The following is a 25,692-nucleotide window of genomic DNA, read 5'->3' as shown; positions in this document are numbered from 1 at the left end:
GCTGTCCGACCGTCTACGGCGCTAAGGTCACGTCCGCTGGGAGTTGCAGAGCGCGCTTCCACCACCGGGCAGGATCGATCCACCGCCGCGCCGCGACACCCGGTCGCCGGCACACACTGACCCCACGAAGGAATCATTGATGGGAACCGTCTACGCGATCGCAAACCAGAAGGGCGGCGTCGGCAAGACGACCACCGCGGTCAATCTCGCGGCCTGTGTCGCCGAGGCCGGCTACAGAGCGCTGCTCGTCGACATCGACGCGCAGGCGAACGCGACCGTCGGGCTCGGGATCCCGAAGGACTCCGAGCCGAGCGTCTACGACGTCCTCTCCGGCGAGGCGACGATGGCCGAGGCGATCCGCCCGACCGGGATCGAGCATCTCTCGATCGTTCCCGCGAGCCCCGACCTGGCGGGCGCTTCGGTCGAGCTGCCGCGGATCGAGGCGTCCGAGACGCGCCTGCGCGACACGCTCGCGGACGTGCGCGACGACTACACCTTCACGATCCTCGACTGCCCGCCGTCGCTCGGGCCGCTGACGGTCAACGCGCTCGTCGCCGCGGATCGCGTGATCGTGCCGGTCCAGGCCGAGTACTTCGCGCTCGAAGGGCTCGCCGGGCTGCTCGACACGCTCGGGCTGATCCAGCGGGAGCTGAACCCGAGACTGACGATCGCCGGCATGCTGCTGACGATGCACGACGGGCGCACGCGCCTGGCGCAGGACGTCGAGAAGGAGGTCCGCGACCACTTCCCGACGCTCGTCTTCGACACCGTCATCCCCCGCAACATCCGCGTCGGTGAGGCGCCGAGCTTCGGCAGACCGGTGATCCATCACGATCCCCACTGCGCCGGCTCCGACGCGTACTTCGAACTGGCGAAGGAGGTGGCCGCCCGTGGCTGAGAAGCCCCGTGGAATGGGCCGCGGCCTGTCGGCGATCCTGTCGGCCGCCCCGAGAGACGAGAGCGAAGAGCTGCGAACGCTGCCGGTCGAGCAGATCGCGCCGAACCCGCACCAGCCGCGGCGCCAGTTCGAGGAGGAGGCGCTCGTCGCGCTGGCCGAGTCGCTGAAGGCGCGCGGGCTGCTGCAGCCGATCCTGGTGCGTCCGCTGACCGCGGGCGGGTGGGAGCTGATCGCTGGCGAGCGTCGCTGGCGCGCGGCGAAAATCGCTGGTATCGCGGAGATTCCGGCGATCGTCCGCCAGCGCGACGACGCCGCCTCGCTCGAGCTGGCCGTGATCGAGAACATGGCCCGCGAGGACCTCAACCCGGTCGAGGAGGCGCGTGCCTGCGCTGCGCTCGTCGAGGAGCTGAGCCTCACGCGGGAGGACGTCGGCCGGCGCGTCGGCCGCAGCCGCGTGGCGGTCTCGAACCTGATCCGCCTGCTCGACCTGCCCGACGACGCGCTCGCGCTGCTGGAGCGAGGCGATCTCAGCGAGGGCCACGGCCGTGCGCTGCTGCTCGCCCCCGACCACGGCGATCGGCGCCGGCTCGCGCGCGACGCCGCCGCGCTCGGCTGGTCGGTCCGCGAGCTGGAACGCCGCGCGCGCGCCGCCGCCGAGGCTGACGAGGCGACCGCGCCGAGGGCGCGCGCGAGACGCAGCGGACTGCATCCCGACCAGCAGGAGGCGGTCGCGCAGCTCTCCGACGTCTTCTCCAGCGCGGTCGGCAGCGACGTCGAGGTCGCGCCGGCCGGCGCCGGCTACCGCGTGCAGCTGTCGTTCGAGACGCTCGACGAAGCGCTCGCGCTCGCCCGCCGGCTGGGGGTTCGCGCCGTCGCCTGAATGCCGGTGGAAGGCGGGATGCACGAAGGCGGACGGCCCGCTATCATCGCGACTCCAGTCGGGGCGATTAGCTCAGTCGGTTAGAGCGCTTCTCTGATAAGGAAGAGGTCCCTGGTTCGAATCCAGGATCGCCCACTGCTCGAGGCCCGCACCTGCGGGCCTCGTTTGTTTTCCGGTTCGCGCACGGACGTGCGAACCGCGGCGACGCGCAAAAGCCCAGCAAATCGGCTGCTTTCTTGCGATCCGCCAGAAGCGGGCAAGACGGTTTCCGAGCCCAGCGGATCGCTGCCTATACTTGGTCCCTACCCCAGGCCTAGGAGCATGGAAGTGCAGGAGATGGTCATCTACGGCGTCAGCTTCGACATGGTCGGCAAGCAGCCGATCGTGCTGCTGAAGACCGTCGACAGCAACAAGTTCCTGCCGATCTGGATCGGCCACCCTGAGGCCGCCGCGATCCTGATGAAGCTGCAAGGGGCGACGACGCCGCGGCCGATGACGCACGACCTGCTGTCGGACATGCTCTCCGAGCTCGAGGTCAACTGCGCCCGCGTCTCCGTCACGGAGCTGCGCGAGAACACCTTCTACGCCTCGATCACGCTCAGCGTCAACGGACGCGAGCTGGAGATCGACTCGCGCCCGAGCGACGCACTCGCGCTGGCCGTCCGTGCCGGCGCGCCGATCTTCGCGGCCGAAGAGGTGATCGCCGAGTCGGCGATCGAGTTCGAGCACGAGGTCGAGGACACCGAAGAGGTCGTCGAGAAGTTCAAGGACTTCCTCGACCACGTCACGCCGGAGGACTTCGCCGGCGGCGAGTCCTAGTCCCGCGGAGTGCGAGTTCCACGGCGGCGCGCTGAGGCGCCGCCGCGGGCGGGAACTCGCAGAGGAGTGGTCAGCTGTCGCCTTCGGCGCGCTGCTGCCGCTCGACGCGGCGCGGCAGCTCGACGACGTGCGCGAGCCGATCCCGGTCGCTCGCGCCGTCCGTGGACGCGCTGGCGGCCGGAGCGGCGGCCGGCGCGCCGGTGAGCGTGCCGTAGAGCGCGACCTGCTCGGCTATGACCGCGCCGATGCGGCGGATCCCCTCGCGGATGTCGTGCTCGCTGACGCCGGAGAAGTTCAGCCGCATCGAGGAGCCGCCGCGACCGTCGAGGTACGCTGCGCGACCGGGCACGAAGGCGACGTTCTCGCGCAGGGCGCGCGCGAGCAGGTCGGTCGTGTCGATGTAGTCGGGCAGCGTCGCCCAGATGAACATGCCGCCCTCGGGTCTCGTCCACTGCGCCTCGCGCGGGAAGTGCTCGGCGAGCGCGTCGAACATCGCGTTGCGGCGCTGGCGGTAGACGTCGCGCAGCGACATCACGTATCTCTGCCAGTCGACCGCGGCGAAGTAGTTGGCGACGAACAGCTGCGTCATCGACGAGGAGCAGAGGTCGGCGGCGGCCTTGCCGATGTTCATCTTCTGCAGCACCGGCTGCGGCGCGGCCGCCCAGCCGAGGCGGATCCCCGGCGAGAGGATCTTCGAGAAGGTGCCGAGGTAGATGACGAACTCGCCGCCGTCGAGCGCGTACAGCGGCGGCAGCGCCTCGCCCTCGTAGCGCAGCATCCCGTACGGGTTGTCCTCCAGCACCAGCAGCTCGCGCTCGTGCGCGATCCGCACCAGCCGCTCTCGCCGCGGCAGCGACATCGTCACGCCACCCGGGTTCTGGAACGTCGGGATCGTGTAGATGAACTTCGGCCGGCGGCCCTCGCGCTCGAGCCGGTCGAGCGTCTCCTCCAGCTCGTCGACGCGCATGCCGTCGCTGTCCATCGCGATCTGCACGACGTCGGCCTGGTAGGAGGCGAAGGTCGGGACGGCGCCCGGGTAGGTCGGCGCCTCGGCGATGATCACGTCGCCCGGGTCGATCAGCGTCTTGCAGACGAGGTCGATCACCTGCTGGCCGCCGGTCGTGACGAGCAGCTCCTCCGCGGTGACCTCCATCCCCTCCGCCGCCATCACCTGCTGGATGCAGGCGTCGACCGCCGCGATCCCCTCGGTCGGCCCGTACTGCAGCGCCTGCGCGCAGGACTCGCGCGCGATCGTGTCCATCACGCTCGCGTACGTGTCCGGCGGGAAGGTCGAGGTGTCGGGCAGGCCGCCTGCGAGGGTGATGACCTCAGGCTGCTGCGTCAGCGCCATCAGGTCGCGCATCGCAGAGGTCTTCATCACCTGCGTGCGCGAGGCGAACAGGGCCGCGTATCGTTCGAGATCGCGGGCGGTGGAGCGTGGTGGTTCCTTGCGGGTCATGCCGGCGTGGACTTTCTTCTCCGGGTGTGCTTCGCCGCAACGGGCCGATCGCCTCGCCCCGTCGACTATCGTCATGCCAACTTCAAGCTACCGGACCGGATGACCCTTTTCCTCGCCATCTGCCTCGGGATCGGCCTCGCGCTCGGCGTCGGCCTGCGCCCGTTCCTGCCTGCTCTGCTCGTCGGCGCGCTCGCGCGCGGCGACGTCGGGATCGATTTCAGCGGCACCGACCTGTCGTTCCTGGAGTCGCCCGTCTTCCTGCTGGTGCTGCTGCTCGGGGTGATCGGCCTGATCGTCGCCGAGCGGCGTCTGGGCGCTGACAGGGTCGAGGCGGGCCCGGCCGGGCTGGTGATCGGCGCGGTCTCGCTCGCGCTCGGCGCGCTCTTCTTCGCCGGCGCCCTCGCCGACGACGACTACAGCTGGTGGCCCGGGATCGCCGGAGGCATCGTCTGCGCGGCGCTCGCGGTGGCGACCGCGCGCGTCTTCTTCCGCCGCACCCGCTCGCGGCTCGACGGCGAGGCCGCGGCGGCGCTGCCGGTCTACGCGGAGGGGGCGGGCGTCGTCGTCGCCGGCCTGTCGGTGCTGCTGCCGCCGCTCTCGCTGGTCGCGCTCGCGTTCCTCGCCTGGCTGCTGCTCGGCCAGCGCAGACGCGAGGGACAGAAGTACGCCGGCCTGCGCGTCCTGCGCTGACGTGGCGATCGGCGGCGGACGGCGGTCATGAGCAAGAAGCTGGTCCTGACGGTCATCGACGGAATGAAGCCGGCGATGCTCGAGCGCGCGATCGAGAGCGGGACGGCGCCGACGCTGAAGGCGATCCGCGACCGCGGCGCCTACGTCGACGACTGCGTCGCGGCCTTCCCGTCGGTGACGCCGGTCTGCGCCGCCTCGATCGCGACCGGCACGGGCCCGGACAGGCACCGGATCCCGAGCATGAACTGGTTCTCGCGGGCGGAGGGGCGGTACGTCGAGTACGGCTCGAGCTTCTCGGCCTCGCGCAAGTTCGGCGTGCTGCGGTCGCTGACGGACACTGTCTACAACATGAACGCGGTTCATCTCGCCGCCGAGACGCCGACCTGCTTCGAGCTGCTCGACGACGCCGGGATCCGCACCGCCGGGACGACCTACCTGATGTACCGCGGCCGGCACGAGCACCACGTAACGACCGACTCGACGCTCGCCCGGATCGCCAACGCGACCGTCTTCAGAGACGCGGTCAAGGGCCCGCGCGAGCTGTTCTACGCCGACCTCTTCGCGAGCCGTCGCAGCGGCTGCCGCGGCCAGTTCGCGATGCCGGGCCAGCGCGACGTCCACACGGGCTGCGTCGGCGCCTACATGGAGGAGCACGACCTCTATGACTTCATGCTCTTCTCGCTGCCCGACAACGACACCTTCTCGCACCGCAACGGGCCGGCGGCACAGGTGACCTCGATCGCCGCCGCCGACCGCCAGCTGGAGCGGCTCGTGCACGCCGGCGGCGGGCTCGAGCGGTTCCTCGACGAGCACGCGATGATCGTGATGGCCGACCACTCGCACACGCTGGTGGAGGAGCGGATCCGGCTCGACGTCGCCTTCGCCGACTGGCAGGTCGCGAGACCGAACGGCGGCCGCGCGACCGACGGCGAGATAGCGATATGCCCGGCGCAGCGGTCGGCGATGGTCTACGTGCTGCGCGACGAGGACCGTGCGGCGGTCGCCGCCAGAGCGGCGAAGGTCGCGCTCGCGGCCCCTGGCGTCGACCTCGCGATGCGCCTCTCCTCTCCGCGCGTGGGCGTGATCGCGAGCGCGCGCGGCGAGCTGCACTTCTCGCCGGGCGGCGACCTCGTCGACCTGCGCGGGCGCAGATGGAGCATCGACGGCGAGCTGGCGGCGATCGGCGGCCGCGTCGAGGACGGCCGCCTGCTGTCGCCGGAGTACCCCGACGCGCTCGGCCGCGTCTGGTCGGCGCTGACCTGCCCGACCGCCGGCGACGTGCTGCTGTCGGCCGGCCCGGCCTACGAGTTCGTCGACTGGGGCGGCGCCTGGCATCCCAGCGGCGGCAGCCACGGCTCGCTCCACCGCAGCGACTCCGAGGGCGCGCTGCTGTGGTGCGGGACGGAGGGTGGGCGGGGTTGGGATACCCGCGACGCGCTCGATCAGTGGACGCTGCGCGACGTGCTGCCGATGGTGACCGACCATTTCGGTCTCCCGTCGCCCGCTGGCGCCTGACCGTTCTCAGCGGAAACTCATGCCGCAGCGGGGTACGCTGTGTGCGCATATGTCCGACGAGGCCGCCACCGTCGCTCTGCCGTTGCACCGCCGTGTGCGCCACGGTCTGCAGCATCCGAAGAACTGGCTCCAGTTCGTCCGCTTCGGCCTCGTCGGCGCGAGCGGCTACGCCGTCAACCTCGCGATCTTCACGCTCGCGGTCCATCCGCTCGGGATCGGCTACCGCGTCGCCTCGGTGCTGGCCTTCCTCGTCTCGGTGCTGAACAACTTCTGGTGGAACCGCCACTGGACCTTTGACGGCCGCGGCGGTCACGCCGGCTTCCAGGCGGCCCGCTTCTTCGTCGTCAGCGTGACGGCGTTCGCCTTCAGCTACGTCGTGCTGGTCGGACTGGTGGAGGGTGCCGGGCTGGCGAAGGTGCTGGCGCAGGCGATCGCGATCGTCGCCGCGACGCCGCTGAACTTCCTCGGACAGAAGCTCTGGAGCTTCCGCAGATGAGGCGCGCCGCGGCGCGCATCGCCGCGGTCGTGCTGATCGCGCTGCTGGCGCTGGCCGTTCCGGCGGTCGCCGGGGCGCAGACGCAGCCGGCTGCCGACCGCGACGCAACCGCCGCCGTGCCGCCGCCGCTGGTCGACTCGACGCCGCTCGGCGGCGCGCCGGTCGGCACGACGCCGAGCGTGACCGCTCCGGCCGTCAGCGGTCAGCCGGCGACCGCCACGACCGCGGTCGACCCGAACGCGCTCAGAACGCCGCCGAGCCCGTCGATCGCGCCGCCCGGCTTCCGCCTCACCTCCAGACAGGTGACGGCGATCGCCAGCGCGGTGCCGAAGATCAGAAAGATGGTGCCTCACTACCCGGGCTCCTATTCGAGCGCCTACACGAAGGGCACCGGGCAGTGGCAGGTCAGCTACTTCTCCAGAGCGCGCGCGGAGATCGGGCAGGTGACGATCGACGACCTGACCGGCAACGTGCGCGAGGCGTGGACCGGGTACCAGGTGCCGTGGACGATGGCGCGCGGCTACGAGGGCGCCTTCGGCCGGCGCGTCAACGCCTGGTACGTCTGGCTGCCGCTCTGCCTGCTGTTCGTCGCGCCGTTCGTCCCCTGGCGGCGGCGGCCGTCGTGGCTGCTCGTCGACCTGCTCGTGCTGCTGTCGTTCTCGGTCTCGCTGGCCTTCTTCAACCACGCGCGGATCGGCCTCTCGACGCCGCTGATCTACCCGCCGCTGATCTACCTGCTGGTGCGGATGCTGTTCCTCGGCCGCCGCGGCGGCCGGCCCGAGCCGCTGAGGCTGCTGGTGCCGGTCTCGTGGTTGGCGGTCGCGCTCGTCTTCCTGATCGGCTTCCGCGTCGGCCTCAACGTCACCAACTCGAACGTGATCGACGTGGGCTACTCCGGAGTGATCGGCGCGAACAAGCTGGTCCACGGCGATCCGCTCTACGGCGGCTGGCCGGCCGACAACGCCCACGGCGACACCTACGGCCCGGTCAACTACATCGCCTACGTCCCGTTCGAGCGGATCTTCGGCTGGAGCGGGCGCTGGGACGACCTGCCGGCGGCGCACGCGGCCGCGGTCGTCTTCGACCTGCTGACGATCGTCGCGCTGTTCTTCCTCGGCCGGCGGATCCGCGGGCCGTCGCTGGGGATCGTGCTCGCCTACCTGTGGGCCGCCTTCCCCTTCACGCTCTACGTCTCGAACACGAACGGCAACGACGCGCTCGTCTCGCTGCTGATCGTCTGCGGCCTGCTGGCGGCGGCGCGGCCGGCGGCGCGCGGGGCGCTGGTCGCGCTCGCCGGGCTGACGAAGTTCGCGCCGCTCGCGCTCGCGCCGCTGCTGGCGGTGACGCCGAGCGACGCGGTGCGCAGAGGAGCAGCCGGGCCGCGCAGAGGCTTCCGGGCGCTGCTCGCCTACGCGCTCGCGTTCGTCGTCGTGGCGGCGCTGGCGCTGCTGCCGGTGACGCTGGAGGGCAACTGGTCGACCTTCTTCGACCACACCTTCGCGTTCCAGCGCGATCGCGGCTCGCCGTTCTCGATCTGGGGCCTGTGGGGCGGTCTCGACACCGTCCAGACGGCGGTGCAGCTGGCGGCGGTCGCGTTCGCGCTGTCGCTGCTGGTGATCTGGCGGCGGCGGACGCTGGTGCAGACGGCGGCGCTCGGCGCGGTCGTGCTGATCGCGTTGCAGCTGTCGCTGACCTACTGGTTCTACCTCTACGTCGTCTGGTTCTTCCCGCTCGTGATCGTCGCGCTGACGGGCCGCTACGGCGATCCGACGGCGCAGACGCCGGTCACCGCCGGCTCAGCGGAAGCCGGCGGGAGCGGGCACGAGCAGCTGCTCGATCCCGTCGGCGCGCAGCGGTGAGCTGGCGCGCACGACGACGGCCATCAGCCACGGATCCTCCTCGGAGGGCTCGAAGCGGACCGGCATCTGCGTCACCAGCGACTCGATCGCCTGCTCCTTCTTGACGCCGATCACGCCGCCGCGGGCGCCGGTCATGCCGACGTCGCTGATGTAGGCGGTCCCGCCCGGCAGCACGCGCGCGTCGGCGGTCGGGACGTGCGTGTGGGTGCCGACGACGGCGGTCACGCGGCCGTCGAGGTGCCAGCCCATCGCGACCTTCTCGCTCGTCGCCTCGGCGTGCATGTCGACGAGCACGTGGTCGACTCTGTTGCGCAGCGCGTGCAGCGCCGCGTCGGCCTCGGCGAACGCGGGCCGGCCCGCTCTCAGGAAGAGGTTGCCGGAGAGGTTGACGACGCCGAGCCGCACGCCGGCGCGCTCGACGACGCAGTGGCCGTGGCCGGGCTGGCTCTTGAGGAAGTTGGCCGGCCGCAGGATCGCGTCGTGGCGGTCGAGGTACGGGTAGATCGCGCGCTGGCGGTAGGTGTGATTGCCGAGCGTGATCACGTCGACGCCGTGGGCGAACAGCTCGTCGGCGGCCTTCGGGGTGATGCCGACGCCACCGGAGATGTTCTCGCCGTTGACGACGACGAAGGTCGCGTCGTGCGCCTCGCGCAGCTCGGGCAGCAGCTGCAGCAGCAGCCGGCGGCCGGCGCTGCCGACGACGTCGCCGACGAAGAGGATGTTCATCGCGCGAGCATCGCAGATGGTGCGCCGCGTCCCTGCTCCGCCCGGCTAGCCTTCGGGGGATGGCCGACGCCGCTCACGACGCGACCGCGAGTTCCCCCGGCACCGACGCTGCCGCTTCCAGGAGTGGAACTCGCAAGGCGAAGCCCGCCCTGCGGGTCGAGGGTCTCGTCAAGCGCTATGGCGAGCGCGTCGCGGTCAGGGGCGTCAGCTTCGAGGCCGCGCCCGGCGAGCTGGTCGCGCTGATCGGCCCCAACGGCGCCGGCAAGACGACGATGCTGTCGATCCTCGCCGGGATCCAGCCGCCCGACGCGGGCTCCGTCTCGCGACAGCCGCGCGAGATCGGCTGGGTGCCGCAGCAGCCGGCCGTCTACTCGAAGCTGTCGGTGGCCGAGAACCTGCGCCTGTTCGCGCGCCTGGAGAAGGTCCCCGACGCGGACGCGACGGTCGCGCAGATGCTCGCGCAGACGGGCCTGGAGGAGCGCGCCGGCGACGAGGTCGGGCGCCTCTCAGGCGGCAACCAGCAGCGCGTCAACATCGCCGTCGGGCTGCTCGCGGCGCCGCCGGTGCTGCTGCTCGACGAGCCCTCCTCCTCACTCGACCCGCGCCAGCGCGAGCGCCTGTGGCAGTTCATCTCCGCGCTCGCCGCGGGCGGCACGACGGTCGTCTACTCGACCCACAACGTGCAGGAGGCCGAGCGCTATGCCGATCGCGTGCTCGTGCTGGCCGACGGCGAGCTGCTGTTCAGCGGCTCGCCCGCGGCGCTGGCGGCGGCCGTCGGCGGCGACGCCGCCGGCCCGCAGGACTTCGAGTCGGCGTTCGTGCGCTTCCTCCACGAGCACGGGCACTAGCCGATGCGCTGGCTGCTGCTGAAGGACCTGCAGATCCTGCGCCGCTCGCCGCTGCTGGTGGCGCTGCTGGTGATCTACCCGGTCGTGCTGGCGCTGCTGATCGGCAGCGCGCTCTCCAGCAGCCCCGGGCAGCCGACGCTGGCGATCTACAACGGCGTGCCGAAGCAGGACCGCACCTTCGACGTCGCCGGCTCCTCCGTCAACGCCGACGAGTTCCTGCCGGAGCTGTCGAGAGCTGTCGACGTGATCGACGCCGACTCGCGCGAGGACGCGCTGCGGATGGTCCGGGACGGTGAGGCGATGGCGGCGGTGATCCTGCCGCCCGACATCGCCGACAGACTCGCCAGCGGCCGCAGCCAGCCGACCGTCGAGGTCGCCTACAACACCGAGGACCCGGTCAAGCAGCAGGCGATCGAGTCGCAGCTGAAGGCGCGCCTGTCGGACGCCAACCGCGCGCTCTCGCGCAAGTACGAGGAGACGACGGTCAGATACATCGAGATGCTGCGCGACGGCGGCTCGATCTCGATCCTCGGCAACGACGTCTCGATCCTCGGCCTGAAGACGTCGCAGCGGCTGATCGAGGGCGTGATGGCGACGCTGCCGAGAGACTCCCCGTCGTACACGGCGCTGGCGCAGGTCGACCGCTTCGCGCGGCTGGCGATCCAGAACCTCGGGCTGTCGACGGAGGTGCTGCGCTCGGTCGGCGAGCCGATCGCCGTCAGACAGACGCTGATCGGCGGCAGACGGACGCCGCTGGACCGCTACGCGATCGCCGTCGCGCTGACCGTCTCGCTGATGTTCCTGACGGTCCTGCTCGCCTCCGGCCTGCTTGCGCTCGAACGCGAGGAGCACGCCTTCTCGCGGCTCGTGCGCGGGCTCGTCTCGCGGCTCGGCCTGCTCGTCGCCAAGAGCGGCCTGGCGGCCCTCTGCGGCGCGGTCGTGACGTTGCTGCTGCTGACCGCGCTCGACCTCTTCTGGGTCGACCTCGACGCCGGCCGCGCGCCCTGGTGGCTGCCGGCGCTGGCGCTCGGCGCGCTCGCGTTCGCGGCGCTCGGGGTCGCGATCGGGACGCTCGCGCGCGAGGTGCGGTCGGCCTCGCTGCTCGCCTTCACGCTGTCGCTGCCGGTCGCCTTCCTGGCGCTGGTGCCGAGCAGCGCCGTCTCCGGCTGGGCCTACGACGTCATACGCGTCGTCTGCGCGATCTTCCCCTTCAAGGCGACGCTGACCGCGCTCGACGTCGCCGTCAACGACGCGCCCGGCAGCTTCGCGACGCCGCTGCTGCACCTGGCCGCGCTCGCGGTCGGGTACGTCGTCGTCGCGCGGCTGGCGCTGCGCCGCTTCGCCTGAGCCGGCGCGCCCGCCCGCGCTGACGTTCGGCGCGGGGGCGCGAGGGGACCCGGTTATCCTGAGCCGGCGATGGCCTTTCCACTCACCCGCCTTCGCCGCCTGCGGCGCACCGGCCCGCTGCGGGGTCTCGTGCGCGAGACCCACCTCGACGCCGGCGACTTCATCCTGCCGCTGTTCGTCACGCACGGCAGCGACGTGCGCGCGCCGATCGGCGCGATGCCGGGCGTCGAGCGGCTCTCGATCGACCACGCCGTCGCCGAGGCCGGCGAGGCGGCCGCGCTCGGGATCCCGGCGGTGATGCTGTTCGGCATCCCCGACGACAAGGACGAGGAGGGCTCCGGCGCGTGGGACGACGAGGGCGTCGTCCAGCTCGCGATCCGCGCGATCAAGGAGGCCCATCCGCAGCTGCTCGTGATCCCGGACCTGTGCCTCTGCGAGTACACGAGCCACGGCCACTGCGGTGTCGTCCGGCCGGACGGGAACGTCGACAACGACGCCTCGCTCGAGCTGCTCGCGCGCACCGCCGTCTCGCACGCCCGTGCCGGCGCCGACGTGATCGCGCCGAGCGACATGATGGACGGGCGCGTCGGCGCGCTGCGCGCCGCGCTCGACGAGGCTGGCTTCTCGGACCTGCCGATCCTCGCCTACTCGGCCAAGTTCGCCTCCGCCTACTACGGGCCCTTCCGCGAGGCGGCCGACTCGACGCCGGCCTTCGGCGACCGCCGCAGCTACCAGATGGATCCGGCCAACGGCGACGAGGCGCTGCGCGAGGTCGCGCTCGACGTCGAGGAGGGCGCCGACATGCTGATGGTCAAGCCGGCGCTCGCCTACCTCGACGTGATCCGGCGCGTCAAGGAGCGTTTCAACCTGCCGCTCGTCGCCTACAACGTCAGCGGTGAGTACGCGATGGTCAAGGCAGCAGCGGCAGCAGGCCACATCGACGAGCGCGCGGTCGTGCTCGAGACGCTGACCGCGATCCGGCGGGCCGGCGCGGACATCGTCATCACCTACCACGCCAAGGACGCCGCCCGCTGGCTGGAGGAGACGAGATGAGCGACTCAAGACTGGCGACGCCGAAGCTGCGCAGCCGCAGATACGGCGCCGCGATCCCGCTCGACGAGCTGGACAGACGGCTGCTCAACCTGATGCAGGGCAAGTTCCCGCTCGAGCCGCGCCCCTACGCGCGCGTCGCGGAGCTGGCCGAGGTCGACGAGGCGACCGTGATGCAGCGCGTCCAGCACCTGCTCGACGAGCGCATCATCCGCCAGGTCACGCCGATCTTCGACACGCGCGCGCTCGGCTACGAGTCGATGCTGGTGGCGGCGAAGGTCGACGCCGACAACCCGCACCGGGCGGCGAAGGTGATCAACGCCCACCCGGGCGTCTCGCACAACTACCTGCGCAACCACGAGTTCAACATGTGGTTCACGATCGCGACCGAGCCCGACTCGAAGCTCGGGCTGGAGGGGACGCTGCAGGCGCTCGCACAGGAGGCCGGCGCGACCTCGGTCCGCCAGCTGCCGACGCTGAAGCTGTTCAAGATCCGCATGGACCTGGAGATGGAGGGCGACACGAGCGCGCTCGCCGCCCAGGCCGTCGCCGCCGACCCGGTCGAGCTGGAGCGCCAGCCGTACGACGACTTCGACATCGCCGTGATCCGCGCGCTGCAGGGCGACATGGCGGTCGTGCAGGAGCCGTACGCGGCCGCCGCCGCCGAGCTGGGCGTGACCCAGACGCGCTTCCTCGACCACCTCGCCGGGATGCAGGAGCGCGGGCTGCTGCGCCGCGTCGCCGCGATCCTCTACCACCGCCGCGCCGGCTTCTCCGCCAACGGCATGGGCGTCTGGAAGGTCCCGGAGGAGCAGATCCTCGAGGTCGGCCGGCAGATGGCGGCGGTGCGCGGCATCTCCCACTGCTACCAGCGCCCGACGTACGCCGACTGGCCCTACTCGGTCTTCACGATGGCCCACGGCCGCTCGAAGGAGGAGTGCGACGCGATCCTCGACTCGATCGCGACGACGCACGGCATCGAGGGCCCCGGGGAGCGCGCGACGCTCTACTCCTCGACCGAGTTCAAGAAGATCCGGCTGCTCTACTTCACCGACGAGTTCAAGGCGTGGGAGCGCGAGCACGCCGGCCTGTGACACGCTGCCGCGCATGTCTCAGCCGCCCTTGAACGACGCGCGCTCGGCCGCGCTCTACGCCGAGGCGCTGCGGGTCCTGCCGGGCGGCGTCAACTCGCCGGTGCGCGCGATGCGCTCGATCGGGCGCGATCCGCTCTTCGTCGAGCGCGGAGCCGGCGCGCAGATCGTCGACGCCGACGGCAACCGCTACGTCGACTGGGTCTGCTCGTGGGGCCCGCTGATCCACGGCCACGCCCATCCCGAGGTCGTCGCCGCGGTCACCGCGGCGGCCGCGCGCGGGACCTCCTTCGGCGCGCCGACGGCCGGCGAGGTCGAGCTGGCCGAGCAGGTCGTCGACCGCTTCCCGTCGGTCGAGATGGTGCGGATGACCTCCTCCGGCACGGAGGCGTCGATGAGCGCGCTGCGGCTCGCGCGCGCCGCGACCGGCCGCGAGACGATCCTCAAGTTCGCCGGCGCCTACCACGGCCACGTCGACGGCCTGCTGGCCGAGGCCGGCTCCGGCCTGGCGACGCAGGGGATCCCCGCCAGCCCCGGCGTTCCCGCCGCGGCGGCGGCGGAGACCGTGATCGTGCCGTGGAACGACCCCGATGCGCTGCGCGCGGCCGTCGCGGAGCAGGGCGAGCGGCTGGCGGCGATCGTCGCCGAGCCGTACCCGGCCAACATGGGCCTCGTGCCGCCGCAGGCCGGCTTCCTGGCGCTGCTGCGCGAGCAGGCCGACGCCGCCGGCGCGCTGCTGATCTTCGACGAGGTGATCAGCGGCTTCCGCGTCGCGCGCGGAGGCGCGCAGGCGCGGGAAGCGATCGCGCCCGACCTGACGATCATGGGCAAGGTGCTCGGCGGCGGGCTGCCGGCCGCCGCCTACGCCGGCCCGCGCGCGCTGATGGAGCGGATCGCGCCGGCCGGCGACGTCTACCAGGCCGGCACGCTGTCCGGCAACCCGCTCGCGGTCGCGGCCGGGCTGGCGACGCTGCGGCTGCTCGACGACGACGCCTACGTCCGCCTGGAGGCGATCACGACGCGCGTCGCCGACGGCCTCCGCGCCGCGGCGGCCGCCGCCGGGCGGACGGTCCACGTCGAGCACGTCCCCGGTCTGCTGACCGTCTTCTTCCGGCAGGGTCCGCCCGGTGACTACGCCGGCGCCGCCGCCAGCGACCGCGACGCCCACGCCGCCTGGTGCCGGGCGCTGCTGGCGCGCGGCGTCTACCCGCCGCCGTCGCAGTTCGAGGCGTGGTTCCCGTCGCTGGCGCACGACGACGAGGCGGTCGAGCGGACGCTCGCCGCCGCTGCCGAGGCGTTCGAGGAGATCGCATGAGCGCGCGTGACCTGCTGGCGGGCGAGCTGCGCGCCGAGGGCGGGCTGCTGGCCGGCGCGCTGAGCAGCGCCGCGGCTGCGCCGGCCGTGCCGGCTCCGGATGCCGCCGCCCTGCTGTCGCCCGACACCGACGCGCTCGCCGCGCGCGCGGCCGCGGGCGCCCGCGGCGTGCGCGCGCCCGACGACTACGCGCTCACGCTCGCGGCCGTGCGCGAGGGCTATCTGCTCCATTACGGCGACGGCGACGTCGTCCAGCCGCAGGAGCGCGATCTCGGCCTGCTCGGCGGCGATCGCCTCTATGCACTCGGTCTCGCACGCCTCGCCGCGCTCGGCGACCTCGACGCCGTCGCGGAGCTGGCCGACCTGATCTCGCTCTGCGCGCAGGCCCACGCGGGCGGCGGAAGCGGGGCGCAGCCGCTTGCGGACGCCGCCTGGGAGGCCGCCGCCGCGGCGATCGGCGATGGTCCGACTATCGCGCATACGCGCGCGAAGGAGCGTGCTCGCGCCGGGGAAGTGGACGCGGCGGCCGCGTTGCGGGACGCTGCCAGCAGCCGAGATCGCCCATAGCTGCTGGGGCGGACGACACCCGTGCGACGCACGGGGGGTCGTACTCGCTATGGTTCCCGCCGCGATCCATCCGGCTCGCCCCAACGGACTTTCATCGTGAGCGACAAGCACAAGAAATCCTCCCCCTACACCGCCGATCGTGGCATTCCCGGCGCGTTCGAGGGGGAGACCGTCACCCGCCGCCGGTTCATGAACGTCACGGCGCAGGGTCTCGGCGGCGTCGCAGTCGCCGCCTTCGCGCTCCCGGCCCTCGGCTTCGCGCTCGGGCCGGTCTTCGAGCGCACGAAGATGCAGTGGCAGGACATCGGGCCGCTCTCGGACTTCAACGAGGACGAGTACATCCCGAAGGTCTTCACGATCGTCAACGGCATCGGCACCGCGGGTGAGACGACGGCGTACGTGCGTCTCCGCAACCCGGAGATCGACACCGAGCCCGAGGACGAGTACAACCGCGTGATCGCGATTTCGACGCGCTGCAACCACCTCGGTTGCCCCGTTCGCTTCACGCCCGCCGCCGGCCGCTTCCTGTGCCCGTGCCACGGCGGCGTCTACGACTTCCGCGGCCTCCGCGCCGGCGGTCCTCCGGTCCGCCCGCTCGACCGCTTCTACACGAGAATCGAGGACAGTCGCGTCCTCGTCGGCGCTCGCTACAGCGTCAACTCGGAGCTGAAGCGCTTCTCGCCGCGCGACCCCGGTCAGCCGGTCGACGGCATCGGCCAGTACCTGTACCCGGCCCGCTTCTCGACGCCGGAGAAGTAGTCCATGCCCAGATTCAGACTTCCCACCCCCTCGCGCCCGGCCGCCCTGCAGTCGAAGGCGAAGCGTCCCGCCGGCGCGAACGGCCCGAGCGGCCCCGTCGAGACGGCGGCCGAGGGCGGCATCCACGTCGTCGACTGGCTCGACGAGCGCACCTCGCTCTCGGGCGGTCTGCGCTGGATGATGTTCCGCAAGGTCCCGAAGGGGACCAACTGGTTCTACACGCTCGGGTCGGCGACGATGTTCGCCTTCCTGTCGCAGGCCGTCACGGGCATCTTCCTGGCGATGTACTACGACCCGTCGCCGACGCGCGCGTACGAGTCGGTCCGCTACATCGTCAACGACGCCTTCCTGGGCGAGTTCGTCCGCGGCATGCACAGATGGGGATCGTCGGTGATGGTGATCCTGATCTGCCTGCACATGGCGCGAACATTCTTCTTCGGCGCCTACAAGTACCCGCGCGAGCTGAACTGGGTCATCGGCGTCGCCCTGCTGATCCTCACCTTCGCGATGTCGTTCACCGGCTACCTGCTGCCGTTCGACCAGCGCTCCTACTGGGCGACGATCGTCGGCGTCAACATCAACGGCACCGGTCCGCTCGTCGGTCCCTACCTGTCGGACTTCCTGCGAGCAGGGCCAGAGTTCGGAGCGACGACGCTGTCGCGCTTCTACGCGATCCACATGATGCTCGTCCCAGGCTTGATCGCGGCGCTCATGGGCGCCCACCTCTACCTGGTCGCGAAGCTCGGCACGACGGCTCCGCCGTGGATGAGAGCTGAGCGCGAGAAGTCGCTGATCGAGGACGAGGTCTGACGCCATGAACCAGCTCGAGAAGGAGGAGTACCTCCGCGAGTACGCGCTGCTGAAGGCGAAGGGCAAGCCGTTCTTCCCTTACGCGATCGCGAAGGACTCCGCGATGGCGGTGATCACGCTGATCGTGATCATCCTCATGTCGCTGATCCTCGGCGCGGAGCTCGGCCCGAAGGCCGACCCGACGACGACGACCTACGTGCCGCGCCCGGAGTGGTACTTCTTCTTCCTCTTCGAGGTGCTGCGGATCATCAAGCCGCCGGAGTTCGTCCCGATGGCGACGATCGGCGTGCCGACGCTCTGCATGATCCTGCTGTTCCTGCTGCCGTTCTACGACCGCAGCGCCGAGCGCCGCCCGGAGCGCCGTCCGATCGCGACCGCCGCGGGCATCCTGACGATCTTCGCGATGGCGTACCTGACCTTCCTCGGCGCCAACGCCGGCTCCCCGAACGAGATCGACATGGCTCCGCCAGCCGATCTCAAGGGCGCCGCGCTGACCGAGTGGAATCAGGGCCGCCTCGTCGTCGCCCAGTCGGGCTGCCTCGCCTGTCACCAGATCGGCGAGAACGGCAACCACGGTCCGGGTCCGAGACTGACCCACATCGCCAGAAACCTGCCGGCGGCGGCGATCGCGCAGACGCTGCGCAACCCGACGGCGCCGATGCCATCGTTCCAGAGACTCTCGGACACCGAGCCCGAGAAGTTCAACGCGATGGTCCAGTTCCTCGGCTCGCTCAAGTAGGCGGCCGCCGATGAGCGGCACCGAGCACAGCCCTGAAGCGGGTCGTCTCGAAGAACCGCAGGTGCGCGCGATGTTCGATCGCATCGCGCGCGTCTACGATCGCATGAACTCGGTCATGACGGCCGGCCTCCACCATCACTGGCGGCGGCGGGCTGTCGACCTCGCCCAGGTCGCCCCCGGCGATCGCGTCGTCGATGTCGCCTGCGGCACGGGCGACCTCTCGCTGGAGCTGGCGCGGCGCGTCGGCGCGAGCGGCGAGGTCGTCGGCTGTGACTTCTCCGAGCAGATGCTGGAGCTGGCGCGCGTCAAGGGAGCCGGCGCGCAGGCGCTGCCGGCGCAGGTCCGCTTCGAGTGGGCCAACGCGCTGGAGCTGCCGTACGCGGACGGCGAGTTCGCCGCTTCGACCGTCGGCTTCGGCGCGCGCAACTTCTCCGACCTGGAACAGGGTCTGAGCGAGATGCGGCGCGTCGTGCGGCCCGGCGGCAAGGTCGTCGTGCTGGAGATAACGACGCCGACGAAGCCGCCGCTGTCGACCTTCTACCAGCTCTGGTTCGACCGCATCGTGCCGTCGCTCGGCAAGGTCGCCGGGGACAGCGACGCCTACACCTACCTGCCCAGCTCGGTGCGCCGCTTCCCCGGCCCGCAGGAGCTGGCGGCGACGCTCGAGCGCGCCGGCCTGACGCGGATCAGATACCTGCTCACGGCGGGCGGCATCATCGCGATCCACGTCGGCGAGGTCCCGAGCTAGTGGCGACGGCGGCGACGCTCGACGCCGTCGTCCGGGCCGGAGGGCCGCAGCTCGGCTCGCTGATGGAACGGGTGGAGTCGCGCCTCGGCGAGCTGACAGCCGGCTACGGGCCGCTGCTGGCCGAGCAGGCGGGTGCGACGATCGCCGCCGGCGGCAAGCGCCTGCGGCCGCTGCTGGTGCTGCTGGCGGCCGATCCGGCGACCGGCGCCGACGCCGACCGGCTGGTGCGCTCGGCCGTCGCCGTCGAGCTGATCCACAGCGCCAGCCTCGTGCACGACGACGTGCTCGACAGAGCGCCGACGCGGCGCGGGATCCCGACGGTCTTCGCGGCCGCCGGGCGCACCGCCGCGACCGCGACCGGCGACTTCCTCTTCTCGCGCGCCTTCGCCGAGCTGGCCGCCGGCGGAGAGGTCGACGACGTGCGCGCGCTCTCGCAGGCCAGCTCCGCGCTGGCGGCCGGCGAGCTGCTGCAGCGCGAGGACGCCTGGGACGTCGAGGTCGCGCTGACGCGCTACCTGCACCGCTGCGAGCTGAAGACCGGCGCGCTGTTCGAGGCGGCCTGCCGGCTCGGCGCGCTCGCCGGCGGCGGCCCGGCCGACGCGCTCGCCGCGTTCGGCCGTGCGATCGGGCTCGCTTTCCAGCTGCTCGACGACGTGCTCGACGTGTCGGGCCCGGTCGAGCGGACCGGCAAGGCGCGCGGCACCGACCTGCTCGACGGCACGGTCACGCTGCCGCTGATCCTCGCGCGCGAGCGCGATCCGCAGCTGGCTGCGCTCGACCTGCGCGCGCTGGAGGGCGCCGCGGCGGCCGAGCGGCTGTGCGACCGGATCGCCGCGACCGGCGCGCTGGCGGAGGCGAAGCAGCGCGCCCTGACCGTCGTCGCCGACGCGAAGACTGCGCTGCCGTCGCAGCTGAGCGACATGCAGCGGGCGACGCTGGAGCTGGTCGCCGACGGCGTCGTCGAGCGCTACTCGTGATGCACGGAGGCCGGCGCCGCGGGGCGCGCGGCCGCCGTCAGAAGTCCATCGGCCAGATCTGATCTGCGCCGAGGGCGGCGACGAAACGGTCGATCTCGTCTTCCATGTTGGCGCGCATCAGCCGCTGCAGGTCGCGCACGAGCGCCTCGGTGCCGCGATCGAGCTCCTCGTCGAACCGCTCCACGAGCGCCTCGGCGAAGACGCCGCTGCCGAGCCAGTCACAGTTCGGACAGTGAAGCGTCACGTCCCAGTGCGCGCTGCCCGCTTCCTCCCATGCGACCGGCGCCACCAGCTTCGACGCGCAGGAGGGGCAGACATGCAGCCCCTCGGTCTCGCTGACAGCGGCGGAATGCTCGACAGGCGCAGGGTTTGCCTGAAAATAAAGCACCTCTATCGTCTTGCCGCTGGGGAGGACGACGCGGCGAACGGAGCGGTGATCGGCAGGTCGGCTCATGGTGTGCTCAGAGAATCGGCCGACGGAGCCGGTGACTTGAGTGAGATTTACGTATGGCGATGATCGCGACTCGGTACGCTTCCGTAGACATCAGCGGAGGAACCAGATGCCAAACATCGGACCACTCGAACTCATCGTCGTACTCGTCATCGTGCTCCTGATCTTCGGGCCGAAGCGGCTGCCCTCGCTCGGGAGACAGCTTGGCGGTGGCATGCGCGAGTTCAAGGACTCGATCACCGGCAAGGACGAGGACGAGAAGACCGACGCCACCGGCCGTCCGGCGCTGTCGAAGTCGCAGGCCGACGAGCCTGTCGAGCAGCAGGCCGCGCCCACCGCGCCCGCGACGCCCGCCGCGCCCACGACGCCCGCGGCCCCCGCTGACGCGGCGCCCGAGCAGCGCGGCTGAGCCGCACCCGGCTGTAAGCGACGACGTCGATGGCGACTGCCCTCAAGCCGATCGCGCACGAAGAGCGGCTGACGATCGTCGATCACCTCGACGAGCTGCGGTCGCGCCTGATCACGTGCGCGATCGCCTTCGTCGTCATCTTCGCGGCCTGCTTCTGGCAGAACCACGCGCTGCTCGACTTCCTCAACGTCCCGCTGAAGGAGAGCACGCAGTCGACGCAGGGCAACGGACGCCTGGCGCAGGCGGCGAACGCGCAGCAGAGAGTCGGCAGAGGCCTGACGGCCGTCGGCGACGCCGTCAGAGCGATCGGCGCCGATCCGGCGATCTCGGCCAGAACGAAGGCCGCGCTCGGCGAGGCGCTGCCGAGAATCCGCGAGGCGGCAGCGGCGCTGCCGAGAACGACGCCGCCGCGCGTGCCGATAACGACCGGCGTCGGCGAGCCGTTCACCGCGACGCTGACCGTCGTCGCCTACTTCGCGCTGCTGTTCTCGCTGCCGATCATCCTGTACCAGGCATACGCGTTCATCCTGCCGGCGTTCAGCCCGTCGGAACGAAGAGTCGCGCTGCCGTTGATGCTGATGGTGCCGTTCCTCTTCGTCGCCGGCGTCGTCTTCGGCTACTACCTCGTGGTGCCACCGGCGATCAGCTTCCTGCAGAACTTCAACGACACCGACTTCGACGTGCTGTTGCAGGCGAAGGACTACTACCGCTTCGCGGTCATGGCGCTGCTGTCGTGCGGGTTGATCTTCCAGCTCCCGGTCGGGCTGCTGGCGGTCAACCACGTCGGGATCCTGACCGGCCGGCAGCTGCGCGGGCAGTGGCGCTACGCGATCGTGATCATCGCCGTCGTCGCCGCGCTGATGCCCGGCGTCGATCCGGTCACGACCTGCATCTTGATGGTTCCGCTGCTCTTGCTCTACGGCCTCAGTATCGTTCTCCTCACGATCGCTGATCGGCGGCGGGGGAACCGCGACGAGATCGCGGCGCTGGAGCCGCTCGACGGCGATGACACCGAGGGAAGCTGAGCAATGCTGTTCGACCTGCAGAGCCGGGGGCGGAGAACCGCCGTCAAGATCGTCTACCTGGGCCTCGCCGTCCTGATCGGCGGGGGTCTGGTCCTGTTCGGCGTCGGCACCGGCACCGGTGGCGGCGGCCTGTTGGACATATTCAACAACGACACCCAGGACACCAGCTCCCAGATCAGCAACACCGAGAAGAGGGCGCAGAGAGCCGTCAGAGTGAACCCGCAGGACGCCGCCGCCTGGGCCGAGCTGGCCCGCGCGCGTTATCTGCGGGCAGGTGTGGGCGACAACTTCAACGAGACCGAGGGCACCTTCACCGCCCAGGGCCAGACGCAGCTGCGCTCGGCCGAGCAGGCGTGGGAGAGATACCTCGCGCTGAGACCGGCCAGACCGGACTCGAACGTCGCCCGCCTGATGGCGCAGGCGTACGCCGCGCTCAACCAGTCTGCGGACGCCGCCGACGCATGGGAGATCGTCACCGAGGAGGATCCCTCCAGCGCGGCCTACAGCCAGTTGGCGACGTACGCCTGGGACGCGGGCCAGGACCGCAAGGGCGACCTCGCCTCAGAGAAGGCGGTCGAGCTGGCGCCCGAGGCGCAGCAGAGAACAGTGAGAACGACGCTCGAGAGAACGAAGAGAGCGATCGCCGAGCAGAGAGTCCAGGACGCGGTCAACAGCGGAGCGGTCACCACCGCGAGATAGCGTCTCGCGTTCCCAGGGGCGCGCCGCTTGCGCGTCCCCGAGCCCACCGTGCGCGCGAGCCGACGCGTTCGCGCCGGACCCTCTAGAATCCTTCGTCGTTCGTCGCATGCCGGCGACCCCAGGGCCGTTAGCTCAATTGGCAGAGCAGGGGACTCTTAATCCCAAGGTTGAAGGTTCGATTCCTTCACGGCCCATCGTCTTCCTCGCCCGTCGCGCGCTTCCGCCCGGCGGGCGTTGCTGTTTTCCGGGCGTTCGAGCCGGGCCGCACCGCCGCCACCGCGGCCGTATCGTTCGCGCATGTCCGGGCTTCACCTGTTGATCGGGGACGGGCCGCTCGCGGCCGGCGTCGAGCAGACGCTGCGCGATGCCGGCAGATCGGTCCGCCGCCTGCGCCGTCCCGTCGATCGCGAGCTGCGCCGCGCGCTCGCCGACGAGACGACCGCCGCGGTCACCGTCATCGATCGCGACGACATCGCCGCGATGCGCACCGCGCTGCTGGTCGAGTACCTGCGGCCGCGGATCCGCCTCGTCGTGACGATCTTCGACCGCACCGTCGCGGAGCAGCTGATCCGCGCGATCCCCAACTGCAACGTCGTCTCGATGGCTGACGCGTCGGCCGGCGCGATCGTCGGGCCGTGCGTCGACCGGCGGCTCGTCGCGCTGCATCGCGGCGACGACACGCTCGACGGCCTCGTCGCGGTGCACGGCGACCCGGAGATAGCCGAGGAGCACGCCCCCGAGGAGACGCTGCCCCGCGTCGCGCCCTATCCCTATCGCCCGCCGAGCGGGCCGCTGCGCGTGCTGCGCTGGCTGCGCGCGCAGTTCCGGCCGCCGGACCGCGACGCGGCGCTGCTGCTGTGGTCGCTGCTGGGGCTCGTCGCGCTCGTCGTGCTGGAGACGCTGCTGGCGCTCGTCACCAGCGAGCACGAGCCGTTCGTGATCGCCGCCTACGAGGCGACGAAGGCGATCGCCGCCGTCGGGCCGAGCGGCTTCTTCGAGCACGGGGAGACCTGGGCGCGCCTGTACGGGATCGCGTCGATGGCGCTCGGCGTCGTGCTGACGGCCGTCTTCACCGCCGCGCTCGTCAACCGCGTGCTGAGCCGCCGGCTGACCGGCATCGTCGGCGCGCGCACGATCCCCCGCTCCGGCCACGTCGTCGTCGCCGGGCTCGGACAGGTCGGCTTCCGCGTCTGCCTCGAGCTGCGCGCGATGGGGATCCCGGTCGTGGCCGTCGAGCAGGACCCGCAGGCGCCCAACGTCGCGCTCGCGCGCGGGCTGAAGGTGCCGGTCGTGATCGGCCGCGGCGGCGATCGCTACGTGCTCGAGCGGCTGTCGCTCGGGCGCGCCCGAGCGCTCGCGGCGGTCACCAGCGACGAGCTCGTCAACGTCGCGATCAGCGTCGCCGCGCTGGCGGTCCAGCCGGGGCTGCCGACCGTCCTGCGAGCCGGCTCCAACGACGTCACGCGCGAGACCGCGGCGCTGTTCCCGATCGGCGTCGCGCAGGACCTCGACCGGATCGCGGCGGCGGCGATCGCAGCGACCGCGATCGGTCACCAGCTGGCGCACGCCTTCGCCCATCGCGGCGAGACGTGGATCGAGACGGCGACCGGCCTGGAGCGCTTCCCCGCCGCCGCTGCGCCGACCGCCGGCTGATTCGTCGTCGCGGCGCGCTCAGGCGTCGCCGCCGGCGCGGAGCGTCTCGTCGCTCGTCTCGTGCTCGTGCTCGGGCTCGCCGGCCGCCTCCGGCGCGGCGATCGGCTCGGGCGCCGGCGGCAGCGCCGGTGCCGCGGCCGCGAGGCCGGCCTCGCGCTCGTAGGCGGCGCGGGCGCCGCTGTCCGCGCCCGCGAGCACTCTGTCGGTCTTCATCAGGCGCCCGACCGCCTCGGTCGCGCCGCGCGGCAGCAGCGCCGCGGCGCGGACCGTGCGGCCGATCGAGCGCGGCACGAAGACGTCGTGGCGCGGCTGCTCGAGCGCGTCGACGATCTCGGCGGCGACGTCCTCCGGCTCGACGACCGCGACGCCGCGGCCCTTCTGCAGGCCGGCGGCGAGCCGCGTTCTGACCGGCACCGGCATCACGACGCTCGTCTCGACGCCGCTGCCGCGGATCTCGGCGCGGATCGCCTCCGTCAGCCCGACGACGGCGAACTTCGTCGCCGAGTAGGTCGCGCCGCCGGGGATGCCGGACTTGCCGGCGGTCGAGGCGACGTTGACGAGATGGCCGCTGCGGCGCGGCAGGAACCGTCTCAGCGCGAGCTTCGACCCGGTCGCGACGCCGCGCAGGTTGATGTCGATCTGGCGGTCGGTGACGGCGTCGTCCTCGTCGGTGAAGGAGCCGAGCAGCATGATGCCGGCGTTGTTGACGAGCACGTCGAGCGGCCCGAGCCGCTGCTCGACCGCGTCGAGGAAGGCCTCGAACGAGGTGCGGTCGGTGACGTCGAGCGGCAGCCCGATCGTGCCGGCGCCGATCTCCTTCGCGGCCTGGTCGGTCAGCGCCGGATCGAGGTCGCCGATCGCGACCTTCGCGCCGCGGCGCACGAGCGCCACCGCCGTCGCGCGGCCGATGCCGCGTGCGCCGCCGGTGATCGCCACGACCTTGCCGGCGAGCGAGCGGGGTTCTCTGGCCATGACGTGCGGTCTCCTCAGATGCGGTGGCGCGGACTGGCTGCCTGGCCAGTCTCCCCGGAAGCGGCTCCGCGTGCAACCTGCGACCATCTTTCGCCGATGTCCAGCGCCCTTCTCGCCTGTCTCGACGGCGTCGTGCTGCCCGCCGCCGAGGCGCGCATCCCGGCAACCGACGACGGGCTGCTGCAGGGCGACGGCGTCAGCGAGCTGCTGCGGCTCCACGGCGGCCGCCCGGTCGCGCTCGCCGACCACCTCGCGCGGCTGGAGCGCTCCGCCGCCGGGCTGCGCCTGCCGCTCGACCTCGACGCCGTCCACACCGACGTCGCAGAGCTGCTGACCGCCGCCGGCACCGGCCCCGAGCACGGGTTGCTGCGGATCGTCGTCACGCGCGGCGGCCGTCGCCTGCTGCTGACCGAGCCGGCGCCGCCCGCGCCCGCGCAGGTGCGGCTGGCGACTGTCACCTACGCGCCGCCGCGCCTGCTCGACGGGATCGGCGCGCTCGGCGCCGCCGGGCAGGCGCTGGCGAGCCGCCAGGCGCGCGAGCGCGGCTTCGACGCGGCGCTCCTGGTGACGCCGCACGGGCGCGCGCTGGAGAGTCCCGCCGGCGCGCTCTTCTGGGTCGCCGGCGGCAGGCTGCTGACGACCCCGCTCGACGATCACGTCGCCGACGGCGTGATGCGCGCGCGCGTGATCGCGCTCAGCGGCGCGCAGCAGCAGCCGATCGCACTCGACCGGCTGAAGCGGGCGGACGAGCTGCTGCTGGCCACGACCGCGTTCGGGATCGTCCCGGTCGTCGGCGTCGACGACGCCGAGCTGGCGGTCGGCGCCGTCACGCGCGACCTCGCGGCGCGCGTCGGCGAGCAGATCCGCGACGAGCTGCGGGAGCGCTGAGCG

General features: G+C 71.8%; 27 protein-coding genes and 2 tRNA genes. 25 read left to right on the top strand and 4 right to left on the bottom strand.

Features of this window, described 5'->3' with window-relative positions:
• The first annotated feature begins 139 nt into the window (after positions 1 to 139).
• From Q7L73_RS06310 to Q7L73_RS06295, 4 genes are all read left to right on the top strand, one after another.
• Complete coding sequence (locus Q7L73_RS06310) at positions 140 to 898, top strand: ParA family protein (RefSeq protein WP_304687082.1); 759 nt, start codon at positions 140 to 142, stop codon at positions 896 to 898.
• A complete protein-coding gene (locus tag Q7L73_RS06305) occupies positions 891 to 1,778 on the top strand; it encodes a ParB/RepB/Spo0J family partition protein (RefSeq protein WP_304687078.1) in 888 nt (295 codons plus the stop codon). Before Q7L73_RS06310 ends, Q7L73_RS06305 begins: the two co-directional genes overlap by 8 nt.
• A 61-nt stretch (positions 1,779 to 1,839) precedes the next feature.
• Positions 1,840 to 1,913 (top strand) — tRNA-Ile (locus Q7L73_RS06300).
• A gap of 186 nt (positions 1,914 to 2,099) precedes the next feature.
• Positions 2,100 to 2,597 (top strand): bifunctional nuclease family protein, encoded by a 498-nt coding sequence (locus Q7L73_RS06295; protein ID WP_304687071.1) that lies wholly within the window; start codon positions 2,100 to 2,102, stop codon positions 2,595 to 2,597.
• Positions 2,598 to 2,667: 70 nt separating this feature from the next.
• On the opposite strand, the gene Q7L73_RS06290 is transcribed toward Q7L73_RS06295, so the two are convergent.
• A complete protein-coding gene (locus Q7L73_RS06290; protein ID WP_304715509.1) occupies positions 2,668 to 4,056 on the bottom strand; it encodes a PLP-dependent aminotransferase family protein in 1,389 nt (462 codons plus the stop codon).
• A gap of 99 nt (positions 4,057 to 4,155) precedes the next feature.
• On the opposite strand from Q7L73_RS06290, the gene Q7L73_RS06285 reads away from it, so the two are divergent.
• The 4 genes from Q7L73_RS06285 to Q7L73_RS06270 are packed head-to-tail and all read left to right on the top strand — an operon-like array spanning position 4,156 to position 8,616.
• The gene (locus Q7L73_RS06285) at positions 4,156 to 4,746 is read left to right on the top strand and encodes a DUF4126 family protein (protein WP_304687063.1); all 591 of its coding nucleotides are present in this window, start codon (positions 4,156 to 4,158) and stop codon (positions 4,744 to 4,746) included.
• A gap of 27 nt (positions 4,747 to 4,773) precedes the next feature.
• Positions 4,774 to 6,261 (top strand): alkaline phosphatase family protein, encoded by a 1,488-nt coding sequence (locus Q7L73_RS06280; protein ID WP_304687059.1) that lies wholly within the window; start codon positions 4,774 to 4,776, stop codon positions 6,259 to 6,261.
• 49 nt (positions 6,262 to 6,310) lie between these two features.
• On the top strand, positions 6,311 to 6,757 hold the full coding sequence (locus tag Q7L73_RS06275; RefSeq protein WP_304687054.1) for a GtrA family protein: 447 nt from the start codon (positions 6,311 to 6,313) through the stop codon (positions 6,755 to 6,757).
• Positions 6,754 to 8,616: a glycosyltransferase 87 family protein gene (locus tag Q7L73_RS06270; protein WP_304687050.1), complete on the top strand. Its 1,863-nt coding sequence runs from the start codon at positions 6,754 to 6,756 to the stop codon at positions 8,614 to 8,616. Before Q7L73_RS06275 ends, Q7L73_RS06270 begins: the two co-directional genes overlap by 4 nt.
• Here the strand turns inward: Q7L73_RS06270 and Q7L73_RS06265 are convergent.
• Entirely contained in the window at positions 8,554 to 9,342 is a 789-nt protein-coding gene (locus Q7L73_RS06265; protein ID WP_304687043.1) for a TIGR00282 family metallophosphoesterase, read from the bottom strand. The two genes, Q7L73_RS06270 and Q7L73_RS06265, sit on opposite strands and share 63 nt — an antisense overlap.
• A gap of 59 nt (positions 9,343 to 9,401) precedes the next feature.
• Here Q7L73_RS06265 and Q7L73_RS06260 point away from each other — a divergent pair, with 59 nt between their 5' ends.
• From Q7L73_RS06260 to Q7L73_RS06210, 11 genes are all read left to right on the top strand, one after another.
• Positions 9,402 to 10,190, top strand: a complete 789-nt coding sequence (locus Q7L73_RS06260) for an ABC transporter ATP-binding protein (protein WP_304687038.1) — start codon at positions 9,402 to 9,404, stop codon at positions 10,188 to 10,190.
• 3 nt (positions 10,191 to 10,193) lie between these two features.
• The gene (locus Q7L73_RS06255) at positions 10,194 to 11,537 is read left to right on the top strand and encodes an ABC transporter permease (protein ID WP_304687033.1); all 1,344 of its coding nucleotides are present in this window, start codon (positions 10,194 to 10,196) and stop codon (positions 11,535 to 11,537) included.
• 69 nt (positions 11,538 to 11,606) lie between these two features.
• Positions 11,607 to 12,590 (top strand): porphobilinogen synthase, encoded by a 984-nt coding sequence (hemB, locus tag Q7L73_RS06250; protein WP_304687029.1) that lies wholly within the window; start codon positions 11,607 to 11,609, stop codon positions 12,588 to 12,590.
• Positions 12,587 to 13,681: an AsnC family transcriptional regulator gene (locus Q7L73_RS06245; RefSeq protein WP_304687022.1), complete on the top strand. Its 1,095-nt coding sequence runs from the start codon at positions 12,587 to 12,589 to the stop codon at positions 13,679 to 13,681. Before hemB ends, Q7L73_RS06245 begins: the two co-directional genes overlap by 4 nt.
• A 13-nt stretch (positions 13,682 to 13,694) precedes the next feature.
• Positions 13,695 to 14,993: a glutamate-1-semialdehyde 2,1-aminomutase gene (gene hemL, locus Q7L73_RS06240; protein ID WP_304687014.1), complete on the top strand. Its 1,299-nt coding sequence runs from the start codon at positions 13,695 to 13,697 to the stop codon at positions 14,991 to 14,993.
• Positions 14,990 to 15,559 carry a hypothetical protein gene (locus Q7L73_RS06235; RefSeq protein WP_304687009.1) on the top strand — a complete coding sequence of 190 codons (570 nt, stop codon included), beginning with the start codon at positions 14,990 to 14,992 and terminating at the stop codon, positions 15,557 to 15,559. The genes hemL and Q7L73_RS06235 overlap by 4 nt, the downstream gene beginning before the upstream one ends.
• A 96-nt stretch (positions 15,560 to 15,655) precedes the next feature.
• Positions 15,656 to 16,318: a ubiquinol-cytochrome c reductase iron-sulfur subunit gene (locus tag Q7L73_RS06230; protein ID WP_304687005.1), complete on the top strand. Its 663-nt coding sequence runs from the start codon at positions 15,656 to 15,658 to the stop codon at positions 16,316 to 16,318.
• 3 nt (positions 16,319 to 16,321) lie between these two features.
• Positions 16,322 to 17,128, top strand: a complete 807-nt coding sequence (locus Q7L73_RS06225; RefSeq protein ID WP_304686989.1) for a cytochrome b N-terminal domain-containing protein — start codon at positions 16,322 to 16,324, stop codon at positions 17,126 to 17,128.
• Positions 17,129 to 17,132: 4 nt separating this feature from the next.
• Complete coding sequence (locus Q7L73_RS06220) at positions 17,133 to 17,867, top strand: c-type cytochrome (protein ID WP_304686985.1); 735 nt, start codon at positions 17,133 to 17,135, stop codon at positions 17,865 to 17,867.
• A 10-nt stretch (positions 17,868 to 17,877) separates the two neighbouring features.
• Entirely contained in the window at positions 17,878 to 18,615 is a 738-nt protein-coding gene (ubiE, locus tag Q7L73_RS06215; RefSeq protein ID WP_304686979.1) for a bifunctional demethylmenaquinone methyltransferase/2-methoxy-6-polyprenyl-1,4-benzoquinol methylase UbiE, read from the top strand.
• Entirely contained in the window at positions 18,615 to 19,592 is a 978-nt protein-coding gene (locus Q7L73_RS06210) for a polyprenyl synthetase family protein (protein ID WP_304686977.1), read from the top strand. The genes ubiE and Q7L73_RS06210 overlap by 1 nt, the downstream gene beginning before the upstream one ends.
• Before the next feature lie 37 nt (positions 19,593 to 19,629).
• Here Q7L73_RS06210 and Q7L73_RS06205 read toward each other — a convergent pair whose 3' ends face one another.
• Positions 19,630 to 20,046: a hypothetical protein gene (locus tag Q7L73_RS06205; RefSeq protein ID WP_304686975.1), complete on the bottom strand. Its 417-nt coding sequence runs from the start codon at positions 20,044 to 20,046 to the stop codon at positions 19,630 to 19,632.
• Positions 20,047 to 20,152: 106 nt separating this feature from the next.
• Between Q7L73_RS06205 and tatA the strand changes: the two genes are divergently transcribed.
• From tatA to Q7L73_RS06180, 5 genes are all read left to right on the top strand, one after another.
• A complete protein-coding gene (gene tatA / locus Q7L73_RS06200; RefSeq protein ID WP_304686974.1) occupies positions 20,153 to 20,452 on the top strand; it encodes a twin-arginine translocase TatA/TatE family subunit in 300 nt (99 codons plus the stop codon).
• A gap of 29 nt (positions 20,453 to 20,481) precedes the next feature.
• Positions 20,482 to 21,477: a twin-arginine translocase subunit TatC gene (gene tatC / locus Q7L73_RS06195; RefSeq protein WP_304686973.1), complete on the top strand. Its 996-nt coding sequence runs from the start codon at positions 20,482 to 20,484 to the stop codon at positions 21,475 to 21,477.
• A gap of 3 nt (positions 21,478 to 21,480) precedes the next feature.
• A complete protein-coding gene (locus Q7L73_RS06190; protein ID WP_304686970.1) occupies positions 21,481 to 22,176 on the top strand; it encodes a hypothetical protein in 696 nt (231 codons plus the stop codon).
• 121 nt (positions 22,177 to 22,297) lie between these two features.
• Positions 22,298 to 22,370: transfer RNA gene (locus Q7L73_RS06185), tRNA-Lys, on the top strand.
• Positions 22,371 to 22,473: 103 nt separating this feature from the next.
• On the top strand, positions 22,474 to 23,829 hold the full coding sequence (locus Q7L73_RS06180) for an NAD(P)-binding protein (protein WP_304686968.1): 1,356 nt from the start codon (positions 22,474 to 22,476) through the stop codon (positions 23,827 to 23,829).
• An 18-nt stretch (positions 23,830 to 23,847) separates the two neighbouring features.
• Here the strand turns inward: Q7L73_RS06180 and Q7L73_RS06175 are convergent, their stop codons facing one another.
• Positions 23,848 to 24,801 carry an SDR family oxidoreductase gene (locus tag Q7L73_RS06175; RefSeq protein WP_304686966.1) on the bottom strand — a complete coding sequence of 318 codons (954 nt, stop codon included), beginning with the start codon at positions 24,799 to 24,801 and terminating at the stop codon, positions 23,848 to 23,850.
• A 96-nt stretch (positions 24,802 to 24,897) separates the two neighbouring features.
• Between Q7L73_RS06175 and Q7L73_RS06170 the strand changes: the two genes are divergently transcribed.
• A complete protein-coding gene (locus Q7L73_RS06170) occupies positions 24,898 to 25,689 on the top strand; it encodes an aminotransferase class IV (protein WP_304686962.1) in 792 nt (263 codons plus the stop codon).
• The last annotated feature ends 3 nt before the right edge of the window (positions 25,690 to 25,692 follow it).

This window comes from Conexibacter sp. CPCC 205762, from assembly GCF_030646155.1.
Classification (GTDB): domain Bacteria; phylum Actinomycetota; class Thermoleophilia; order Solirubrobacterales; family Solirubrobacteraceae; genus Conexibacter.
The sequence above is the reverse complement of the archived record's forward strand: the minus strand, read 5'-3'. Positions and strand labels throughout refer to the sequence as shown.

Excerpts from the sequence above, each read along its gene's own strand:
- Q7L73_RS06310 (WP_304687082.1), top strand. The coding sequence starts at position 140 with ATGGGAACCGTCTACGCGATCGCAAACCAGAAGGGCGGCGTCGGCAAG.
- Q7L73_RS06295 (WP_304687071.1), top strand. The coding sequence starts at position 2,100 with ATGGAAGTGCAGGAGATGGTCATCTACGGCGTCAGCTTCGACATGGTC.
- Q7L73_RS06290 (WP_304715509.1), bottom strand. The coding sequence starts at position 4,056 with ATGACCCGCAAGGAACCACCACGCTCCACCGCCCGCGATCTCGAACGA.
- Q7L73_RS06285 (WP_304687063.1), top strand. The coding sequence starts at position 4,156 with ATGACCCTTTTCCTCGCCATCTGCCTCGGGATCGGCCTCGCGCTCGGC.
- Q7L73_RS06280 (WP_304687059.1), top strand. The coding sequence starts at position 4,774 with ATGAGCAAGAAGCTGGTCCTGACGGTCATCGACGGAATGAAGCCGGCG.
- Q7L73_RS06275 (WP_304687054.1), top strand. The coding sequence starts at position 6,311 with ATGTCCGACGAGGCCGCCACCGTCGCTCTGCCGTTGCACCGCCGTGTG.
- Q7L73_RS06270 (WP_304687050.1), top strand. The coding sequence starts at position 6,754 with ATGAGGCGCGCCGCGGCGCGCATCGCCGCGGTCGTGCTGATCGCGCTG.
- Q7L73_RS06265 (WP_304687043.1), bottom strand. The coding sequence starts at position 9,342 with ATGAACATCCTCTTCGTCGGCGACGTCGTCGGCAGCGCCGGCCGCCGG.
- Q7L73_RS06260 (WP_304687038.1), top strand. The coding sequence starts at position 9,402 with ATGGCCGACGCCGCTCACGACGCGACCGCGAGTTCCCCCGGCACCGAC.
- Q7L73_RS06255 (WP_304687033.1), top strand. The coding sequence starts at position 10,194 with ATGCGCTGGCTGCTGCTGAAGGACCTGCAGATCCTGCGCCGCTCGCCG.
- hemB (WP_304687029.1), top strand. The coding sequence starts at position 11,607 with ATGGCCTTTCCACTCACCCGCCTTCGCCGCCTGCGGCGCACCGGCCCG.
- Q7L73_RS06245 (WP_304687022.1), top strand. The coding sequence starts at position 12,587 with ATGAGCGACTCAAGACTGGCGACGCCGAAGCTGCGCAGCCGCAGATAC.
- hemL (WP_304687014.1), top strand. The coding sequence starts at position 13,695 with ATGTCTCAGCCGCCCTTGAACGACGCGCGCTCGGCCGCGCTCTACGCC.
- Q7L73_RS06235 (WP_304687009.1), top strand. The coding sequence starts at position 14,990 with ATGAGCGCGCGTGACCTGCTGGCGGGCGAGCTGCGCGCCGAGGGCGGG.
- Q7L73_RS06225 (WP_304686989.1), top strand. The coding sequence starts at position 16,322 with ATGCCCAGATTCAGACTTCCCACCCCCTCGCGCCCGGCCGCCCTGCAG.
- Q7L73_RS06220 (WP_304686985.1), top strand. The coding sequence starts at position 17,133 with ATGAACCAGCTCGAGAAGGAGGAGTACCTCCGCGAGTACGCGCTGCTG.
- ubiE (WP_304686979.1), top strand. The coding sequence starts at position 17,878 with ATGAGCGGCACCGAGCACAGCCCTGAAGCGGGTCGTCTCGAAGAACCG.
- Q7L73_RS06205 (WP_304686975.1), bottom strand. The coding sequence starts at position 20,046 with ATGAGCCGACCTGCCGATCACCGCTCCGTTCGCCGCGTCGTCCTCCCC.
- tatA (WP_304686974.1), top strand. The coding sequence starts at position 20,153 with ATGCCAAACATCGGACCACTCGAACTCATCGTCGTACTCGTCATCGTG.
- tatC (WP_304686973.1), top strand. The coding sequence starts at position 20,482 with ATGGCGACTGCCCTCAAGCCGATCGCGCACGAAGAGCGGCTGACGATC.
- Q7L73_RS06190 (WP_304686970.1), top strand. The coding sequence starts at position 21,481 with ATGCTGTTCGACCTGCAGAGCCGGGGGCGGAGAACCGCCGTCAAGATC.
- Q7L73_RS06180 (WP_304686968.1), top strand. The coding sequence starts at position 22,474 with ATGTCCGGGCTTCACCTGTTGATCGGGGACGGGCCGCTCGCGGCCGGC.
- Q7L73_RS06175 (WP_304686966.1), bottom strand. The coding sequence starts at position 24,801 with ATGGCCAGAGAACCCCGCTCGCTCGCCGGCAAGGTCGTGGCGATCACC.
- Q7L73_RS06170 (WP_304686962.1), top strand. The coding sequence starts at position 24,898 with ATGTCCAGCGCCCTTCTCGCCTGTCTCGACGGCGTCGTGCTGCCCGCC.